This window comes from Sphingomonas sp. UV9 (genome assembly GCF_004101245.1).
Lineage (GTDB): Bacteria > Pseudomonadota > Alphaproteobacteria > Sphingomonadales > Sphingomonadaceae > Sphingomonas.
This window is the reverse complement of sequence record NZ_SCIN01000003.1, coordinates 716,145-734,779: the sequence shown is the minus strand read 5'-3', so window position 1 is coordinate 734,779 and position 18,635 is coordinate 716,145. Positions and strand designations below refer to the sequence as shown.

Sequence of the window (18,635 nt, the reverse complement as noted above, 5' to 3'; positions counted from 1 at the left end):
GGGCGGACACAACGCGCCGCCATTCGTCGCACAACGGAGACACTATGTCGCAAGTTCCATGAACGGCGTCTGACGGGATTTCGTACCGGGGGCGGGAAAGCGGTCTGACGGGTTTGAGTTCCGCATCAGCTTGGCGGGACCGGGACGCCTCACGTTACTGTTCCCCCCGCGTACGCGGGGGTCCAGGGTAACGGTGCGCTACGGTATTTAGCTGGGCCCCCGCGTCCGCGGAAGAACAAGACTGGAAGGCTTCCGGGGAAAGAGTGCGATCAGTGACCGGGGAAGTGGATCAGGGCGGTTGCTTCGATGCCGTCCGAGCGTAGCGCTTCCGCGCCGCCCAGCTCGGGGAGATCGACCAGGAACTGCGCCTGCGTGACCACGCCGCCGGCCTTGTGGAGCAGGCGGACGGCAGCGCGGGCGGTGCCGCCGGTGGCGATCAGGTCGTCGACCAGCAGCACGCGCGCGCCGGGGGCAAACGCATCGGCGTGGATCGCGATACGGTCCGTGCCGTATTCGAGCGCGTAATCCTCGGCGATAGTCGCGCCGGGGAGCTTGCCGTCCTTGCGGATCAGCAGGACGCCGGCCTTGAGCGGCGCGGCGAGTGCAGCGGCGAACAGGAAGCCGCGGGCTTCGATGCCGGCGACCAGATCGATTGGCCCCGAAACCGCCGCGACCATCCGCTCGATCGCGGTCGCCCAGCCGTGCGGGTCGAGCAGCAAGGTGGTGATGTCGCGAAACTGGATCCCGGGCTTGGGGAAGTCCGGGATGGTACGGATCAGCGCCTTCAGGTCGGCGTTGCGCTCTTGGGTATCGGGCATGGAGCTCCCTTCTCTCTGCACGGAGGCGGTGGATGCGCCGATGCGCGACACTGCGCTACGGCCAAACCGAAAGCGGCGGACAAGGCACCCTGCCCGTCCGCCGCTCCCTGTATCCGTACGCCCTTACCGTGGGCGCCCAGTCGCCATCAATGCTTAACGTCGCGCCAGACGTTCTGGTAGGCGCCCCAGGCAAGCCCGCAGAAGATCAGGATGAAGATGATCGACGCGAACCCGGCGGCGTGGCGTGCCTCGAGGTTGGGCTCGGCGGTCCAGGTCAGGAACGCCGACACGTCGGTCGACATCTGCTCCATCGTCGGCTTCGTCCCGTCCGCATAGGTCACCTGGCCGTCGGAGGTCAGCGGCGGCGGCATCGCGATGTTGAGGTTGGCGAAATACGGGTTGTAGTAGAGACCCTCGGGCGTCTTGATGTCCGGGAATTCCTTCAGCAGCGCGGCCGGCTGCGTCGTGTAGCCGGTCAGCAGCGAGTGGACGTACGCGGTGCCCTCCTCGCGTGCCTTGGTGATCAGCGAGAGATCGGGCGGCAGCGCGTTGTTGTTGGCGGCACGCGCGGCGACCTCGTTGGCGAACGGCGACGGGAAGCGATCCGACGGGATGTTCTTGCGCGTTGCCGCTTCACCCGTCTCCGGGTTGATCGACGGCTGCTCGATCACCCACTGGTTGGCGATCGCCTTAACCTCGGGCTCCGAATAGCCGATCTTCTGCAGGTCGCGGAACGAGACGAGCCGCAGCGAGTGGCAGGCGGCGCAGACTTCCTTGTAGACCTGGAATCCGCGCTGGAGCTGGCGACGGTCGAACTTGCCGAACACGCCATTGGAGGCGAGCTCGAGCTCCTTCGGATGCTTGTGCGCGACGCTCTCTGCGGTCGGTGCGACGGGATCGGTGATGACCCCGACCACGCTGCCGAAGAGCGCGATGCCGAGCACCAGCACGAAGGCCGCGCCGACCAGGGATGCAATGAGACGAACCATGTGTGTATCCTCGAGTTCGTATCAGTGCGCGGCGTGCGGCGTGGACGACGTCGGCGACGTCTCAAGGGCGGTGTGCGCAGGGCTCGTCCCACCGTGATTGGCCAGCACGGCCTCGGTGATCGAGTTCGGCAGCGGCCGCGGCCGTTCGGAGCGCGAGATGATCGGCAGGATGATCAGGAAATGCGCGAAATAATAGGCCGCGCAGATCTGGCTGAGGATCACGTAGAACGCGTTGGCAGGCGCGCCACCGCAATAGCCGAGCACTAGGATATCGGCGACCAGCACCCAGAACGCGATCCGCGCCTTGGGACGATAGTTCATCGACCGCACCGGCGAACTGTCGAGCCAGGGCAGGAAGAACAGCAGCAGGATCGAGCCGAACATCGCCAGCACGCCCCAGAGCTTGGCCGGCAGGATGAAGTCCGCGGTGAAGGCGCGCAGGATCGCGTAGAACGGCCAGAAATACCATTCGGGAACGATGTGCGCGGGCGTCGAGAGCGGGTTCGCCGGGATGTAATTGTCCGGGTGGCCGAGATAGTTCGGGAAGAAGAACAACAGGCTGGCGAACACGAGCAGGAAGATGCCCAGCCCGAAGCCGTCCTTCGCGGTGTAATAGGGGTGGAACGGGACGGTATCCTGCTCGCCCTTCACGTCGACGCCGGTCGGGTTGTTCGAGCCCGGGATGTGCAGCGCCCAGATGTGCAGGATGATGACGCCCGCGATCACGAACGGCAGCAGGTAATGCAGCGAGAAGAAGCGGTTGAGCGCGGCGTTGTCGGGCGCGAATCCGCCCAGCAGCCAGATACGGATGGTGTCGCCGACGAGCGGGATCGCCGAGAAGAACCCGGTGATGACCTGCGCGCCCCAGAAGCTCATCTGCCCCCACGGCAGGACATAGCCCATGAACGCGGTCGCCATCATCAGCAGGAAGATCGTCACGCCGAGCAGCCACACCATCTCACGTGGTGCCTTGTACGAGCCATAATACAGCCCGCGGAAGATGTGCGTGTAGACGACGATGAAGAACATCGACGCGCCGTTCGCGTGGGCGTAGCGCAGGAACCAGCCCGCATTGACGTCGCGCATGATATGTTCGACCGAATCGAACGCGACCGCGCCGTTGGCGGCGTAGTGCATCGCCAGCGTGATGCCGGTGATGATCTGGATCGCCAGCGCGGCGCCGGCGAGAACGCCGAAATTCCAGAAGTAATTGAGGTTGCGCGGGACCGGATAGCCGCCGCCGAGTGAATTATAGACGAGCCGGGGAACGGGAAGCCGCTCATCCAGCCACCGCGTCAGCGGCAGCTTCGGTTCGTATTGCTTGGCCCAGGGAAAGCTCATGTCAGTTTCCTCAGCCTACCGTGACGACGGTGTCGGAGTTGAAGGCATAGTCCGGCACGTGGAGGTTGGTCGGTGCGGGGCCTTTGCGGATGCGCGCGGCGGTGTCGTAGGCCGAGCCGTGGCACGGACAGAAATAGCCGCCGAACGGGCCCTTGTTCTCGCCCTCGCCCGCGCCGAGCGGGACGCAGCCGAGATGCGTGCAGACGCCCAGCGTGATCAGCCAGTTCTTCTTGCCCGCCTTGGTGCGCTCCTCGAGCGTCTGCGGATCGCGCAACGTCGAGATATCGACCGCGTCGGCCTCGCTGATTTCCTTTGGCGTCAGGTTGCGCACGAACAAAGGCTGCTTGCGGAAGCTGGTCTTGATCGCCTGGCCGGGGAGGATCTTCGACAGATCGATCTCGGTGGTCGACTGCGCGAGCACGTCTGCGCTCGGGTTCATCTGGTTGATCAGCGGCAGGACGATCGCGACCGCGCCCACCCCTGCGAACGAGACGGCGGCGATGTTGATGAAATCACGGCGGCGGGGATCGTGCGCGTCTTCATGAAACGGCTCCGGTGATTCACCCGGGGGAACCATATCGTCCACTGTCGCCATTCATCTCGCCCTTGCACGTTATTTTTTTCGTGGCGGTCCGGGCCTTCGGTTTCGCGAAACCACATCCCCATTCCGCCCGACCGTCCCCACGGAGGCTGCGGTCTGATAGACGGCGGGACGATGGTTTGCCAACTGGATTTTGCTTTGGGTTACCGCCGCGCGCTTGCCGCGGTAGAGGGCTCGGTATGCGAATAGCCCTTTACCAGCCCGATATCGCCGGAAACGTCGGCGCGATTCTGCGGACCGCCGCGTGCATGGGAATCGGCGTCGACCTGATCGAACCGATGGGATTCACCTGGAGCGACAAGGCCGTCGCGCGCGCCGGCATGGACTATGTCGGCGCGGTCGACGTGGTTCGGCATGCCGATTGGGATGCGTTCCTGGCGCAGGTCAGCGGGCGGATCGTCCTGTTGACCACAAAGGGTGCGGTGCGGCTGGACGTGGCCGAGTTTCGCGAGGACGACGTGCTGCTGATGGGCAGCGAGGGCGCGGGCGTGCCGGACGACGTGCATGCGCGGGCCGACGTCCGGGTCGTGATCCCGATGCGATCGGGGCTGCGATCGATGAATATTTCCGTGGCGACGGGAATCGTGGCGGCGGAGGCGCTGCGGCAGACGGGGGGCTGGCCGAAGTAACATCCTCCCCTTGCAGGGGAGGAACTCGAGGTCATGCTAAAAGCGCCCCTCTCCATTGTGCGGCGAACCCCCTCCACCATTCGCCAAGCGGCGAACGGTCCCCCTCCCCGTTTCGGGGAGGATTTGGTAGAGAGCCGCGCATGACCGATCTCGATCCCCAGCAAGCCGCCGCCCGCCACTGGTTCGAATCCTTGCGCGACCGTATCTGCGCGGAGTTCGAGGCGATCGAGCGCGAGGCGGGTTCCGACGCGTCGTTCGAATACACCCCATGGGACCGGATCGATCCGTCGGGCGAACCCGGCGGCGGCGGTGTGCGGGGAGTCATGAAGGGCATGGTGTTCGAGAAGGTCGGCGTCAACGTCTCGACCGTCGGCGGGACGTTCGAGGGCGACTTCGCCAAGTCGATCCACGGGGCGGGCGAAGACCCGCGTTTCTTCGCGACCGGGATCAGCCTGGTCGCGCACATGACGAACCCACACGTGCCGGCGGTGCACATGAACTGCCGCTTCCTCAACACGACAAAGCGCTGGTTCGGTGGCGGCGGCGATCTCAACCCACCGCTGCCGATCGAGGAGGACACCGCCGACTTCCACGCGACGATGAAGGCGGCGTGCGACGCGCATGACCCGGCGCATTATCCGCGGTTCAAGGAATGGGCCGAGACCTATTTCTATATCCCGCACCGGAAAGTCGGCCGCGGCGTCGGCGGGATTTTCTTCGATCATCTCGACGGCGATTTCGAGACCGAATTCGCCTTCACGCGCGACGTCGGCGAGGCGTTTCTCGACGCCTACCCGCGGATCGTGCGGCGGCGGATGGATACGCCGTTCGATGCGGCGGAAGAGGCGCAGATGCTCGAATGGCGCGGGCGCTATGCTGAGTTCAACCTGGTGTATGATCGCGGCACGCTGTTCGGCCTCAAGACGGGGGGCAACATCGACGCGATCCTGATGAGCCTGCCGCCGCGCGCGACCTGGTCTTAGAACGGTGGCGCTGATTCCGGTCGCCGACGACACGCTCGCGACGATCGTCACGACGCTGGAAATGCGGAAGCGGCCACCGCTGCGGCCTAGCCCCGGTTCGCGGTTGCGGCTGGTGCGGTGGGAGCGACCGGCGCTGGAGAAATACCGCGCGCTGTTCCGGCGGGTCGGGAGCCCGTGGCTCTGGTACTCGCGGCTGGTGATGGCGGACGACGTGCTGGCGGCGATCGTCCACGATCCGGGGATCGCGGTGTATGCGGTACTGGATCCGGCAGGGATCGAGGTCGGGATGCTGGAACTGGACTTCCGCGCAACTGCCGCGTGCGAAATTTCGTATTTCGGGCTGATCCCCGAACTCGCGGGGCAAGGCCATGGTCGCTGGCTGATGGCCGAGGCCTGCGCGAGGGCGTGGGGCAAGGGTGTGGAGCGGGTGTGGCTGCATACCTGCACGCTCGACCATCCTAGCGCGCTTGGCTTCTACCGTGCGCAGGGATTCGTGGCGGTGAAGCGGACGATCGAGACATTTCCCGATCCTCGGGCGTCCGGGTTGCTGCCGCCCGAGACGGCGCCGCAGATTCCATATTTGGGGAAGCGGGAGTAGTTCGCCCTCTCCGTCACCCCGGACTTGTTCCGGGTCCACTTTTCCGCGAACCCAGCTTTGTCGAGTGTGCGGATCGGTGGGTGCCGGAACAAGCCCGGCATGACGGGGGTGGTGGGGCAGGCCTACCGCGCCAGGCGGCGATAGGCGGAGATTGCGATCAGGGCCATGGCGATGCCCGCGGCCATTGCCGCCACCGCGGCGCCCGCATCGACGATCGCGAGCGCGACCGGATTGGGTTCGCCCGCTTCCCGCAGAGCTCGGTCGAGCATCATGAACGGCGCGCCGGCGATCCAGCCGCTAATGTAGCTGAATGCCGCCAAGCCCATCAACGGCAGCCCGGAACCGCGGCTGAGCGTGAAGCTGCGACGGATCGCGCCCAACGCGCCGAGCGGCGCCTCGGCGAACAGCGCCGGCCCGGTCAGCATCGTCCGGCCGAGAATGTACAGGCCGGGAATCGCGTACAGCAATAGCCCCGCCCCCGCCGGCAGCGACACGATCACCATCGCCAGCAGGAAGCGCGGAAAGATCCGCAGGCAGCGCGTCAACGCCTCACGCAGATCGAGATGATCGCGATCGAGATACAGCGCGTAGAACAGCGACGTGCCGAAGAAGCTCATCACATAGGCGAGCAGGTACCAGCCGCCATGCGCACCCGCCCAGACCTGCACCGCGTCGGCCCACGCCATCGCCTGCGCTTCGTTATCGCCCGCGCCCGCCACCGGCATCGGCGGATCGGGTACGACCAGAGCGAGCGCGAAGGCGGGCAGGAACAGGAACGGCGCGGCGACCCGCAGCAACAGATCGCGGTCGCGTTTGAACAAGGTCCACGCGTCGGAGAGAACGGTCGCGAAATCGAGCTTCATGGGGTGACGGTTTTCTCTCTGACGGCGACATAGAGCTGCGCGGTGAAGACGGCGGCGAGCGCGGTGAAGGCGGTGGTGACGATCGTCGCGGCGACCCCCGATAGGAAGGTCGCGGTGGCGACCCCGTCGGCGCCGAGCGCCAGGCGGAAGAGTATCCCGGTGACCGCCTGCGCGGCCCAGGTGGAGACCAGCGTCACGATCGCGAACAGGATCATCACGCCGATGATCCGCCACGTCAGCCCCTTGGTAAGCCGGATCGAGCGCCGGATCGCCCCGACGCCGAGGCGCTCGTTCAGGACGACCGGGTTGAGCAGCACCAGCCGCGCGCCGATCCAGATGACGGCGATGATGTAGGCGAGGGCGTACAGCCCGACGAACCCGGCGGCACCGGGGCTGGGCGGAGTCATCTGGACGCTCGATCCGTTCGCGGCGGCGGTGAAGTCGAAGCCCGACTGGATCAGCACGACGACCGGCGGCACCATGAACAGCAGCGCGACGATCATCAGGATCACCGTGACGCCGAGCGCCGGCCCGACGCGCGCGCCGGCCTGACGCCGTGCGGAGGACGCGTCGGTCGCCGGATCGGTCGCGATCGCGACGATCGCGAGCTGCGCCCAGATCATCGCCACCAGCGCCGCGATCGTCAGCACGCCGCCGACCAGCGCGAACATCGCCGTCCCCGGCGTCGAGAAGGCGACGAAGCCGTCACGGATCACGCTGGGCAACAACATGCCGAGCAACGCGATCGGCGCGATCATGCCGGTGCGCCCGTTGAGCACCTCGACCGTGCGATCCCAGACCGTTCCCATCTTCACCATGTGCCTGCTCCCCAGCGTCGCCCGATGTGTCGGGGGTTAGCCCAAGCCCCCGCGCTTGACCACATGGTTGCACGTCGGGTTGCAAGTCGGAACGCGGGTGCGCAATTGGGGATCGTGACCACCCTGCCACCCTCCGCCGCCCCCGCCGCCCCCGCCGCCCCCGCCGATGTCGAATGGCGTACCAGCGCCGGTCTGACGCCCTATGCCGATGCACTGGCGGAGATGGAGGCGCGCGCGGTGGCGGTCGGCGCGGGCGAGGCGCGCGAGCTGTTGTGGATGCTCGAACATCCGCCGGTCTACACCGCGGGCACCAGTGCCGAGCCGGGCGACCTGATCGACGCACGCTTTCCGGTGATCCCCACCGGACGCGGCGGAAAATACACCTATCACGGGCCGGGCCAGCGGATCGGCTATGTCGTGCTCGACCTGACAAAGCGCGGCCGCGACGTGCGCTGTTACGTCCACGCGCTCGAATCATGGGTGATCGCTGCGCTCGGCGAACTGGGCGTGGAGGCGTTCGCGGTCGATGGGCGGGTCGGCATCTGGACGCTCGACCGGGGCCGGGAAGCCAAGATCGGCGCGATCGGTGTGCGGGTAAAGCGCTGGGTGACGCTCCACGGCTTCTCGGTGAACGTCGACCCGGACCTGTCGCACTTCGGTGGTATCGTGCCCTGCGGCCTGCCTGAGTACGGCGTTACCAGCCTGCAATCGCTCGGCATTTCGGCCGACCTTGCAACTTTCGACGCCGCCCTGACGTTGACCGTCGATGCTTTCCTTGAAACAGTTTCTTGTCCTCAGGAAAACGAGGCTTGAGGACAAAGCGTTATCGGATTAATGTCCACTACGATTTGGGTATTAAGGGCGAGCAGCCAGCCAAATCCTCTATCTAGGGAGCTTCCACATGCGTGCACTCATTTCCAAGGTCCTGACCGGTTCGCTGATCGCCAGCGCAGCACTCGCCGTTTCGGCGTGCGGTCCCAAGACCGAGACGACCACCGACAACACGATGGTCACCGACATGAACGCCACCGAGGGCATGGACACCATGACCGACAACATGACTGCCGTCGACGGCACGATGAACGGTGGCATGATGGCCAACGACACCATGATGGCGAACGACACGATGATGTCGAACGACACCATGATGACCAACAACGCAATGTAATCTGCGCGGAGGCTGCCCGTTTCGGCGGGCGGCCTCCGACAGGAATTACGTCGTGTGAAAGGCCGCCCGGGCAACCGGGCGGCCTTTTTCGTTCCAGCGCTTTTCGGCGTTGGCAGGCGGATTTGCGCCACCTGGGGCGATCGTTTCGGAGGCGGCGAATCGAGTTGCGCGGGACCCTGCGGACGATGTTCCACGGATCATCGGAAAAGGTTAAATTCGCTTGGGAGTTTTGCGGAAACGCTCTAGATTCGCGGACTTGAAGTGTGCCCTGGGGAGGTTGGAATGAAGGTGTTGCGTACCGCGCTCGCGCTATGCGTGGCGTCGAGCGGGCTAGCGGTAGCGCAGTCGGCGTCGGCGCAGTTCTTTTTGCAGTCGCGCGATTTCTCGGGTGCGGCGGTCGTCGGCGACGAGGCGGATCTTGGCCAGGCCCTGCCGGGCGCGACCTCGGCGGAAACGCGCGCTGCGCTCGTGTGGCACATGCGTGCCGCGCTCAACGTCGCCGCGCTGCAATGCCAGTTCGAGCCGACGCTGCTGACCGTGCCGAACTATAACTCGATCCTCGCCGATCATGGCGAAGAGTTGAAGGGCGCGTTCGATACGCTAGCCAAGTATTTCCTGCGCGTGAACAAGGCCGCGGGCCCCCGCGCGGGGCAGGCCGCGCTCGACCAGTTCGGCACGCGCACCTACTCCAGTTTCGCGACCGTCGCCGCACAATACGGCTTCTGCCAGACCGCCGCCTCGATCGGTCGCGACGCCGTGTTCGCACCGCGTGGGCATTTCTTCGAGGTCGCGCTGGCCCGCTCGCGTGAGCTGCGCAACAGCCTGATCCCGTGGGGCGAACAGCGCTTCCCGCGCTATATCGGCAGCGAGCGGTCGGCGCCCATGATGGTCCGCCTCGACCCGATCTGCTGGAACAAGAAGGGCGAATGGGTCGCGAAGAAATGCGGCGCGCAGAACTGGCCGCCGGTCGGTGTCGGGATTGCCGGGCGGTAAAGTCGCTCCCCGAACCGACCCGCGCCTCCCTCTTCCATCGGGAGAGGGTCAGACGCCGGAGGTGGCGATGGGTAAGAACAATCGGGAACAAGGCGCGACGAACGCTCGCCCCTCCCCTACCGTCACCCCTGCGAAAGCTGGGGTATCTCACGAGGCGGGCGACAGGAGCCCCACGGGGAGATCCCAGATTTCGCTGGGATGACGGACTGGGAGGCAGGGGCATTGGGCGGGTCCGTGGAGGCCCCTGCCCCAACCGCTCAGCGCAGACCCAGCAGCTTGTGCGTCTGGAGCGACAGCCGCCACTGCGGTCGCGCCATCACCATCTCCACACACGCCTCGCGGTTAGCCTCCGCCCTCGGATCGTCGAGCGGCTGAAGCAGCAGGTTCGCGAAGTCCCAGGTCTCGACATCGTCGATATCGGTGCCGGGCTGCGGCCAGACCAGCTTTAGCTCGTCGCCGGTCCGCTGGACGACGATGCTGCCCGCCTTCGGACTGATGCACACCCAGTCGATCCCCGGATGCGCGGCAATCGTCCCGTTGCTCTCCATCGCGATCCGGAAGCCCTCGACATGGAGCGCATCGACGATCGCGTCGTCGATCTGGAGCATCGGCTCGCCCCCGGTCAGCACGACGAAGCGGTCGCGCACACCCTCGCCCCAGAAGCCCGCGACCGACGCCGCCAATTCCCGCGCATCGGCGAACTTGCCACCGCCGAGCCCATCGGTGCCGACGAACTCGGTATCGCAGAACTTGCACACCGCGGTCGCGCGATCCTGCTCGCGGCCTGACCAGAGGTTGCAGCCGGCGAACCGCACGAACACCGCGCGGCGACCGGCGTTCACGCCCTCGCCCTGCAGCGTCAGGAACATCTCCTTGACCGCGTAGCTCATCGTCAGATCGGCTTCACGGCATAGCGGGTCGGATCGGCGATCCCGGCTTCGTCGAAGCCCCGCGCGCGCAGCCGGCAGCTGTCGCATTCTCCGCAATGCAGCCCGCCCGGCGCCGGATCGTAGCACGACCAGCTCAGCCCCAGATCGAGCCCGAGCCGGGTCCCCTCGCGGACGATATCCGCCTTGGTCATGTGCTGGAGCGGCGCCTGGATGCGGAACGGATCGCCCTCGACACCGGCCTTGGTCGCAAGTTCGGCGAGACCCTCGAACGCGGCGATGAACTCGGGGCGGCAATCGGGATAACCCGAATAATCGAGCGCGTTGACGCCGATATAGATGTCGCGTGCGCCCGCCGCCTCGGCCCAGCCGAGCGCGAGGCTGAGAAAGATGGTGTTGCGCGCCGGCACGTAGGTGACGGGAATGCCGCCGCCGTCTTCGGTCCCGGCGCCGTCCTTCGGCACGGCGATATCCGCGGTCAGCGCGGAACCACCGAACGCGGACAGGTCCATCGGCAGGACGATATGGCGCTCGGCACCGAGCGTGTCGGCGATCCGTCGCGCCGCGTCGAGTTCGACGCGGTGACGCTGATTATAGTCGAACGACAGCGCGAGCAGGCGCTGGCCGGCCTCGCGCGCGATCGCGGCGGATACCATCGAGTCGAGCCCGCCCGAAACGAGCGCGACCGCAAAGGGAGCAGGAGATGTCATGATGCGGAGTGCGCTAGGCCAGCGGCGCGCAAAAAGAAAGGGCCGCCCCGGTGGAGCGGCCCTGAGGTCGGCGCAGGTTGCGCCACAAGGGAGAAAAAACGTGCCGAATAAAAGCACGTGATCACGGGTAGTGGAGAAGCGTGAAAGGGACGTTAACGGCCGTGTTTCCCCCTCCCCTCGGGCAGAGGGTTTCAGGCCTCTACCGGGACCGGGAATTTCTTCGCGCAGAACGCGCAATCGACGACGATGAAGCCGGACTCGTCGGCCATCGAGCGCCGTTCCTCGATCGGGAATTTCGAGATCACGCCCTTGATGTAGTCCGGATCGCATCGGCAGCCGCGGCTGATCGGGATATCCGCTAGGATGCGGACGTCGTCCTCCTCGTTGAACAGGCGCCAGACGAGCGTCTCCAACGGCAAAATCGCATCGGTCAGCTCGTCCGCACCCATCGTGCTGCCCAGCGTCGCGACATGCTCCCATTCGGGATGGTCGAGCTTCGTGTGCAGCCGTTCGCGTCCATCCTCGCCCTCGGGAAGATGCTGGAGAAACAGCCCGCCGGCGACGCAACGCCCATCCGGGCCCTTTGCCATGCCGGTACGGATCATCGTCGGGATCTGTTCCGACTGGGTAAAATAGCTTTGCGCGGCCTGAGACAACGTGTCGCCGTCGAGCGGGACGATCCCCTGATAGCGCTCGTTGCTGCTCGCCATGTCGAACGTGATCGCGAGATAGCCGGCGCCGAACAGCGCGAACAGCGTTGGCTCGGTAGGCGCTTCGGCAAGCTTGTCCGCGTCATATTCGATATAGCCGCGGACTTCGCCGCCGCGGTAGTCGCAGACGAGCAGCTGGACGACACCGTTGTCGGTGCGCGTCTGCATGGTCAGCTGGCCGCTGGCGTCCTTGAGGGTGGAGCCGATCAGCGCGGCGAGCGTCAGCGCTTCGGCCAGCAACTTCTCGATCGGGGGCGGATAGGCATGCGCGGCGAGCACTTCGTCGAGCGCGGTGCCGAGCCGGACGATCCGGCCGCGTGCGCTGCGCGCGGGAATCGCGAAGGCCAGCGCGCGGTCGAGATCGGTCATGTTGGGGTCGTTCACCATCGTTCCTTCGTCATTCCCCATCGCGTCGTCATCCCCGCGCAGGCGGGGATCCAGAGCGGCAAACGCTCACGGTTTCAACGCCGGCTCGGAGTTTATGGGTTCCCGCCTCCGCGGGAATGACGGAAATGGGGGCGCGCGCGTGTCCGATCAACCAATCTGCCCGAAGCACCAGCGCAGCACCGATTTCTGCGCGTGGAGGCGGTTTTCGGCCTCCTGCCAGATTAGCGACTGCGGGCCGTCGATCACCTCGGGCGTGACCTCCTCGCCGCGGTGCGCGGGCAAGCAGTGGAGGAACTTCGCGTCGGGCCGGGCGCGCGCCATCAGGGCTGCGTCGACCTGATACGGCGTCAGCGCCTTCAGCTTGGTCTCCGAATCACTCTGCCCCATCGAGATCCAGGTGTCGGTGACGATGATGTCCGCCCCCTCGACCGCCTCTTGCGGCGACGCAACAACCGTCGCGCGGCCCTTGCCGAGCGCGACGTCGGCGTCGGTCGGCTGATACCCCTGCGGGCATGCCGCGACGACGTCGAACTGCATCAGTCCCGCCGCCTCGACGATCGAGGCAAGCACGTTGTTGCCGTCGCCCAGCCACGCGACCTTGAGCCCGGGCAGCGCCTTGCCGCTTTCGACGATCGTCAGCAGGTCGGCCATGATCTGGCACGGGTGCGACGCGTCGGTCAGGCCGTTGATCACGGGCACGCTGGCGTAGTGCGCCATCTCCTCGATCTTCGCGTGATCGTCGGTGCGGATCATGATCGCGTCGACATAACCCGACAGGATGCGCGCGGTGTCGGCGATGCTCTCGCCGCGGCCGAGCTGCATCGAGCCCGCATCCGCGACGATCGAGGTGCCGCCAAGCTGGCGGATCGCCATGTCGAACGAGAACCGCGTGCGCGTCGAGTTCTTCTCGAACACCATCGCCAGCACGCGCCCGTCGAGCGGTGCATCGGGATCGACGCAGCCCTTGGGGAAGCCGGCGCGCGCAGCCTTGCGGTCGAGCGCATCAGCCAGCATCGCGGCGATGCCGTCAGGGCCGGCGTCGGTCAGATTCAGGAAATGGCGGATGGTCATGACATCGGATCCAGTAAAAAAAATGCCGTTCCTCCTGAGTAGGGGCTGAGCGAACCCGAAGACCTGTATCGAAGGACCCCATATCGAAGGACAGTGACCCAAGCGGGCCAATCCTTCGATACGCCATTTCGACTTCTCTCAGTGGCTACTCAGGACGAACGGCGTTTAGTGACCGCGCAAAGGCGCTCAGTCGTCGCTCGCCGGCACGTACACGCGCGCCGCTGCCGACAGCTTCTCGATGCACTCGGCGATGTGGCTCTCGTCGATCACCAGCGGCGGCAGGATGCGGACGACGTTCTCGCCCGCCGATACCATCAGCAGATTGTGGTTGTCGCGCGCGAACGCCACGAACGCGCGGCTGTCGCTCTTAAGCTTCAGCCCGAGCATCAGCCCGGTGCCGCGGACGCTGTCGAACAGATGATCGTGATTGGGGATCATCTGTTCGAGCCCCTGCCGCAACCGATCGCCCATCGCGGTGACGTTCTCGAGGAAACCCTCCTCGAGGATCACGTCGAGGATCGCCTCGCCCGCCGCCATCGCCAGCGGGTTGCCGCCATAGGTGGAGCCATGCGTCCCCGCGACCATGCCCTTGGCCGCCTCCTCGGTCGCGAGGCACGCGCCGAACGGGAAGCCGCCGCCAATGCCCTTGGCGACCGACATGATATCGGGCGTGATGCCGTACAGCTCATGCGCGAAGAACTTGCCCGTCCGGCCATAGCCGCACTGGACCTCGTCGAGCACCAGCAACAGGCCATGCTCGTCGCAGGCCTTGCGCAGGCCGGTCAGGAACTCATGGCTCGCCTGGCGGATACCGCCCTCGCCCTGGATCGGTTCGACCAGGAAGCCGGCGGTGTTGTCGTCGATCAGCGCCAGCGCACCTGCGAGATCGTTGAAATTCGCATAGGCGAACCCCGGCAACAGCGGCTCGAACCCGTCGCGCATCTTGGCCTGGTTGGTCGCCGAGATCGTGCCTAGCGTACGGCCGTGGAACGCGGTGTCGAAGGTGATCAGCGTGTGACGCTGCGGGTTGCCGTTGGCGAAGTGATAGCGCCGCGCAGTCTTGATCGCGCACTCGACCGCCTCCGCGCCCGAATTGGTGAAGAACACCGTGTCGGCAAACGTGTGATCGACCAGCCGCTGCGCGAGATGCTCACCCTGCGGCGATCCGTACAGGTTCGACACGTGCATGAGCGTCGCCGCCTGCTCGGCGATCGCCTTGGTCAAATGCGGGTGGCCATGGCCGAGCGCGTTGACCGCGATGCCGCTGGCGAAATCGAGATATTGCTGGCCGTCCTCGCCATAGAGGTACGCGCCCTCGCCTCGGACCGGACGCACGCCACACCGCGGGTAGACGGGCATGAGCGGGGTGATGGTCACAAGCGCTTCCTTTCCGAAACGAGAAGGGCGACCCACTGGCCGCCCGGAAGGCCTAATACGGGCGCGGTGCCCACCGGGTCAACACCACGTAAATGACGGCCGCGCATTAAGCGCGACAGCTTAGGCATCGTCTGCGTTGGCCGGCAGTCTGCCGCTCACGCGCCCTCCGAGCAGGCACCTCCAGATATCTGGCCAGATATCTGGCACGATCAGGTCGCTGTCGGCTCAACCGTCAGATCGAGAATTTCGACATGCGGGATGTTCGACCTCACTGGAACGCGAGACCCTGTTTTCCTGACAAGGTTATAGACCAGCGAATAGCGCTCGATCCTTCGAATTCCGGGATCGGACGGCGGCAGTTTCAATGGCCGATACATCCGCTCGCCCAGCGCCTTCGTGACCAGTTTCAGCCATCGTTCGTCAACGTTCGGTGACGCACGCACGGTATCGATGTCGCGTACCGATCCGTCGGGTGCCACCCAGAATGCGACATCAGCCCATTGCGGTGTCGACTTGCCGTGCATCACCGTCGTAGCGGAGGTCTGCGGACTCCACAAATCCTGCAAGTCGATCGGCGGGGCGTAGACCAGTTGGGCAATCGTAGCGCTGTCGCCTACCTCAGACTGCGCACAAGCGCGTCCCTCCTTCGTGCCGCCGGTATCCTGCATGCGACACCGCAACAACTTCGCGGCATCGCGGAACGGCGCAAGGTCGGGCTCGGTCGTGTCGTCGATCCGGCGCAGCGCGTCGTAAGCGGTTTCCCGATAATCCGGCCGTTCGCGGGCGAGCGCAGTGTAGAGTCCGGCAACACGGAAAAGCGCATAGCCTTTAACCCGGACATCGCCCGCCGCGTCGGCTTGCTTCGCGACTTTGTTGTAGACGTCCCTTGCGGCGATCACTCGGCCACTCTTCACGAACGCATCGCCAACGGCGAGTCTTTGAATGAAGATCCGTCTGTCGTTCGAGGGAAGACCACTCTTGAGCGCGTCGAGTGAGTCTATTGCCGTAATCCGCGACGCTTCGCTTAAACCGTTCAGCGCCAGCATCCGGCCACTGGCGCGCAACAAATCGCCGACATCGACCGGAAGCTCCTTTCTGTATTTCATGTTCCGCGCCCGCGCCTTCCCCAACGTACGCTGCGCTTCGGCATAATCGCCGGCATGGAATTGGTTCTCGGCATGGGCTAGAGACGCGTCGATTTCTTCCTTTGGCGGACAATTGCGCGCGATACAGGCCGCCAGCGCACGTTCGCTATCCTCAACCCTGCGGCCGACCACCACGATGGTTTTTCCGTCGACCTCGGTGGACTGCGCCGGGGGTATGGTCGGTGGGGCTTGTAGAGGAGCCGGCGGGAGGGATGCTGCGGACTGCAGTAAGGCGATGACTAACGGGATCATGCGACACATCCCTATCTTTCCGACGGCTTACACGCCGCGGTTCGCTGCAGTTTATTCCAGTATAATGGGGATGCAAGCTGGCGATTGCGTCGGAAACCGATGCTTCGAACTCCGGATTTTACGCAACAAACGAAGGCTCATAACCCGGTCTTCCTGATCGTAGCCCGGTGTCACGCGTCGATCGCTTCCTCATCCATCCGACCGGCATTCTCCTGGATGAATGCGAACCTATGCGCCGGGTTGTTGCCCATCAGGCGGTCGACCAGGTCCTTGACCTGCGCGCGCTCCTCATATTCCTGGGGGAGCGTGATGCGGAGCATGCCGCGGGTCGCTGGGTCCATCGTGGTTTCGCGGAGCTGGCTCGGGTTCATCTCGCCGAGGCCCTTGAAGCGGCCGACGTCGACCTTCTTGCCCTTGAAGACGGTGCGTTCCAGCTCGGCGCGGTGCGCGTCGTCGCGGGCGTAGACGCTCTTGGTGCCGACGGTGAGGCGGTAGAGCGGTGGTTGGGCGAGGTAGAGGTGCCCGCGGCGGACGAGCTCGGGCATCTCCTGGAAGAAGAACGTCATGAGCAGCGTCGCGATGTGCGCGCCGTCGACGTCGGCGTCGGTCATGATGACGATGCGTTCGTAGCGCAGCGTATCCGGCGTGCAGTCCTTGCGCGTGCCGCAGCCGAGCGCGAGCGTCAGATCGGCGATTTCCTGGTTGGCGAAGATCTTCGCGCTGGTCGCCGAGGCGACGTTCAGGATCTTGCCGCGGATCGGGAGGATCGCCTGCGTTTTCCGATCACGCGCTTGTTTCGCCGAACCGCCTGCCGAATCGCCCTCGACGATGAACAGCTCGGTCCCCTCGGGCGAGTTGGCGGAGCAGTCGGTGAGCTTGCCCGGCAGCCGCAGTTTGCGCGCGGACGTCGCGGTCTTGCGCTTGACGTCGCGTTCCTGCTTGCGGCGCAGGCGCTCGTCCATCCGCTCCAGCACGTAATTCAGCAGCGCCTTGCCGCGCTCCATGTTGTGGCTGAGGAAATGGTCGAAATGATCGCGCACCGCCTTTTCGACGAGGCCGGCGGCCTCGGGGCTGGTCAGGCGATCCTTGGTCTGGCTCTGGAATTGCGGTTCGCGGATGAACACCGACAGCATCAGCTCGCTCCCGACCATCACGTCGTCCGCGCTGATATCCTTGGTCTTCTTGTTGCCGACGAGGTCGCCGAACGCGCGCAGGCCGCGGACTAGCGCCTGGCGCAGGCCCTGTTCGTGCGTGCCGCCATCGGGGGTCGGGATGGTGTTGCAATACCAGCTGTGCGAGCCGTCGCTCCACAGCGGCCAGGCGACCGCCCATTCGACGCGGCCCTGCGTTTCGCCGTTCGCGCTCGGGAAATCCTGAGAGCCCGAGAAGAAGTCGGACGTCGCGCATTCGCGGCCGGCGATCTGGTCGCGCAGATGGTCAGCGAGGCCGCCGGGGAACTGGAACACGGCCTGCGCGGGGGTGTCGTCGCCGATCAGGTCGGGCGCGCAATGCCAGCGGATCTCGACGCCCGCGAACAGATACGCCTTCGACCGGACCAGCTTGTAGAGGCGTTGCGGCTTGAAGTTCAGTTCGGTGCCGAAGATCTCGGTATCGGGCGTGAACGCGACGCTGGTGCCGCGACGGTTGGGCGTCGCGCCGAGATGCTCGATCGGGCCGAGCGTCAGGCCCTTCGAGAATCGCTGGCGATACAATTGCTTGTCGCGCGCAACCTCGACGACGGTGTCGGACGACAGCGCGTTGACAACGCTGATGCCGACGCCGTGCAGGCCGCCGCTGGTCGCATAGGCCTTGCCCGCGAACTTGCCGCCTGAATGGAGCGTCGAGAGGATCACCTCCAGCGCGGACTTGTCGGGAAACTTCGGATGCGGATCGACCGGGATCCCGCGACCATTGTCGACGATCGTCAGGCGGTTGTTCGCCTCCAGCGTCACCTCGATACGCGTCGCGTGCCCCGCGACCGCCTCGTCCATCGCGTTGTCGAGCACCTCGGCGGCAAGGTGGTGCAGCGCGCGTTCGTCGGTGCCGCCGACATACATGCCGGGGCGGCGGCGTACGGGTTCGAGGCCTTCGAGTACCTCGATCGACGATGCGTCGTAGGTGTTGGCGGCGGTTTTGCCGGCGCCGGGTGCGCCCGGAGACGCGAACAGATCTTCAGCCATGGCGGGAGCGTAGCCGCCCGCGTTGGACAAAGCCACAGGCTCCGTTTGTTCTCCCTGTTACCCGAAAGCCACATTGACGCAGATTGTTATGCTTGCTGCATAATTTTCCAAGATC

The 18,635-nt window shown here is 65.4% G+C and carries 19 protein-coding genes; 6 read left to right on the top strand and 13 right to left on the bottom strand.

Annotated elements, in window-relative coordinates:
- Nucleotides 1–269: 269 nt before the first annotated feature.
- From EQZ23_RS15670 to petA, 4 genes are all read right to left on the bottom strand, one after another.
- Nucleotides 270–818, bottom strand: a complete 549-nt coding sequence (locus EQZ23_RS15670; protein WP_128455334.1) for an adenine phosphoribosyltransferase — start codon at nt 816–818, stop codon at nt 270–272.
- A gap of 146 nt (nt 819–964) precedes the next feature.
- Nucleotides 965–1,807, bottom strand: a complete 843-nt coding sequence (locus EQZ23_RS15665; RefSeq protein WP_128455333.1) for a cytochrome c1 — start codon at nt 1,805–1,807, stop codon at nt 965–967.
- Between the two features lie 21 nt (nt 1,808–1,828).
- Nucleotides 1,829–3,148: a cytochrome b N-terminal domain-containing protein gene (locus tag EQZ23_RS15660; RefSeq protein WP_128455332.1), complete on the bottom strand. Its 1,320-nt coding sequence runs from the start codon at nt 3,146–3,148 to the stop codon at nt 1,829–1,831.
- Between the two features lie 10 nt (nt 3,149–3,158).
- Nucleotides 3,159–3,725, bottom strand: coding sequence for a ubiquinol-cytochrome c reductase iron-sulfur subunit (gene petA / locus EQZ23_RS15655; protein ID WP_128455331.1), 567 nt, complete (start codon nt 3,723–3,725; stop codon nt 3,159–3,161).
- A 203-nt stretch (nt 3,726–3,928) separates the two neighbouring features.
- On the opposite strand from petA, the gene EQZ23_RS15650 reads away from it, so the two are divergent.
- From EQZ23_RS15650 to EQZ23_RS15640, 3 genes are all read left to right on the top strand, one after another.
- Complete coding sequence (locus EQZ23_RS15650; RefSeq protein ID WP_128455330.1) at nt 3,929–4,378, top strand: tRNA (cytidine(34)-2'-O)-methyltransferase; 450 nt, start codon at nt 3,929–3,931, stop codon at nt 4,376–4,378.
- A gap of 140 nt (nt 4,379–4,518) precedes the next feature.
- Nucleotides 4,519–5,361 carry an oxygen-dependent coproporphyrinogen oxidase gene (hemF, locus tag EQZ23_RS15645; protein ID WP_128455329.1) on the top strand — a complete coding sequence of 281 codons (843 nt, stop codon included), beginning with the start codon at nt 4,519–4,521 and terminating at the stop codon, nt 5,359–5,361.
- Between the two features lie 4 nt (nt 5,362–5,365).
- Nucleotides 5,366–5,959: a GNAT family N-acetyltransferase gene (locus EQZ23_RS15640; protein WP_128455328.1), complete on the top strand. Its 594-nt coding sequence runs from the start codon at nt 5,366–5,368 to the stop codon at nt 5,957–5,959.
- A gap of 122 nt (nt 5,960–6,081) precedes the next feature.
- On the opposite strand, the gene EQZ23_RS15635 is transcribed toward EQZ23_RS15640, so the two are convergent.
- Both EQZ23_RS15635 and EQZ23_RS15630 read right to left on the bottom strand, forming a co-directional pair.
- Complete coding sequence (locus EQZ23_RS15635; protein WP_128455327.1) at nt 6,082–6,822, bottom strand: hypothetical protein; 741 nt, start codon at nt 6,820–6,822, stop codon at nt 6,082–6,084.
- A complete protein-coding gene (locus EQZ23_RS15630) occupies nt 6,819–7,640 on the bottom strand; it encodes a hypothetical protein (RefSeq protein ID WP_128455326.1) in 822 nt (273 codons plus the stop codon). The genes EQZ23_RS15635 and EQZ23_RS15630 overlap by 4 nt, the downstream gene beginning before the upstream one ends.
- Before the next feature lie 114 nt (nt 7,641–7,754).
- On the opposite strand from EQZ23_RS15630, the gene lipB reads away from it, so the two are divergent.
- The 3 genes from lipB (at nt 7,755) to EQZ23_RS15615 (ending at nt 9,801) form a co-directional block, all read left to right on the top strand.
- Nucleotides 7,755–8,453, top strand: a complete 699-nt coding sequence (gene lipB, locus EQZ23_RS15625; protein ID WP_240663609.1) for a lipoyl(octanoyl) transferase LipB — start codon at nt 7,755–7,757, stop codon at nt 8,451–8,453.
- 88 nt (nt 8,454–8,541) lie between these two features.
- On the top strand, nt 8,542–8,808 hold the full coding sequence (locus EQZ23_RS15620; protein ID WP_128455324.1) for a hypothetical protein: 267 nt from the start codon (nt 8,542–8,544) through the stop codon (nt 8,806–8,808).
- Between the two features lie 282 nt (nt 8,809–9,090).
- Nucleotides 9,091–9,801 (top strand): hypothetical protein, encoded by a 711-nt coding sequence (locus EQZ23_RS15615; RefSeq protein ID WP_128455323.1) that lies wholly within the window; start codon nt 9,091–9,093, stop codon nt 9,799–9,801.
- A gap of 257 nt (nt 9,802–10,058) precedes the next feature.
- Here EQZ23_RS15615 and queE read toward each other — a convergent pair whose 3' ends face one another.
- From queE to parE, 7 genes are all read right to left on the bottom strand, one after another.
- Nucleotides 10,059–10,691 carry a 7-carboxy-7-deazaguanine synthase gene (gene queE, locus EQZ23_RS15610; RefSeq protein WP_128455322.1) on the bottom strand — a complete coding sequence of 211 codons (633 nt, stop codon included), beginning with the start codon at nt 10,689–10,691 and terminating at the stop codon, nt 10,059–10,061.
- A gap of 2 nt (nt 10,692–10,693) precedes the next feature.
- Complete coding sequence (queC, locus tag EQZ23_RS15605) at nt 10,694–11,398, bottom strand: 7-cyano-7-deazaguanine synthase QueC (RefSeq protein WP_128455321.1); 705 nt, start codon at nt 11,396–11,398, stop codon at nt 10,694–10,696.
- Between the two features lie 191 nt (nt 11,399–11,589).
- Entirely contained in the window at nt 11,590–12,477 is an 888-nt protein-coding gene (locus EQZ23_RS15600) for an Hsp33 family molecular chaperone HslO (protein WP_128455628.1), read from the bottom strand.
- 165 nt (nt 12,478–12,642) lie between these two features.
- Complete coding sequence (argF, locus tag EQZ23_RS15595; protein WP_206364275.1) at nt 12,643–13,566, bottom strand: ornithine carbamoyltransferase; 924 nt, start codon at nt 13,564–13,566, stop codon at nt 12,643–12,645.
- Between the two features lie 186 nt (nt 13,567–13,752).
- The gene (locus EQZ23_RS15590; protein WP_128455320.1) at nt 13,753–14,943 is read right to left on the bottom strand and encodes an aspartate aminotransferase family protein; all 1,191 of its coding nucleotides are present in this window, start codon (nt 14,941–14,943) and stop codon (nt 13,753–13,755) included.
- Between the two features lie 209 nt (nt 14,944–15,152).
- Nucleotides 15,153–16,340, bottom strand: a complete 1,188-nt coding sequence (locus EQZ23_RS15585) for a hypothetical protein (RefSeq protein WP_128455319.1) — start codon at nt 16,338–16,340, stop codon at nt 15,153–15,155.
- A 170-nt stretch (nt 16,341–16,510) separates the two neighbouring features.
- On the bottom strand, nt 16,511–18,520 hold the full coding sequence (gene parE, locus EQZ23_RS15580; protein WP_128455318.1) for a DNA topoisomerase IV subunit B: 2,010 nt from the start codon (nt 18,518–18,520) through the stop codon (nt 16,511–16,513).
- Nucleotides 18,521–18,635 lie beyond the last annotated feature (115 nt).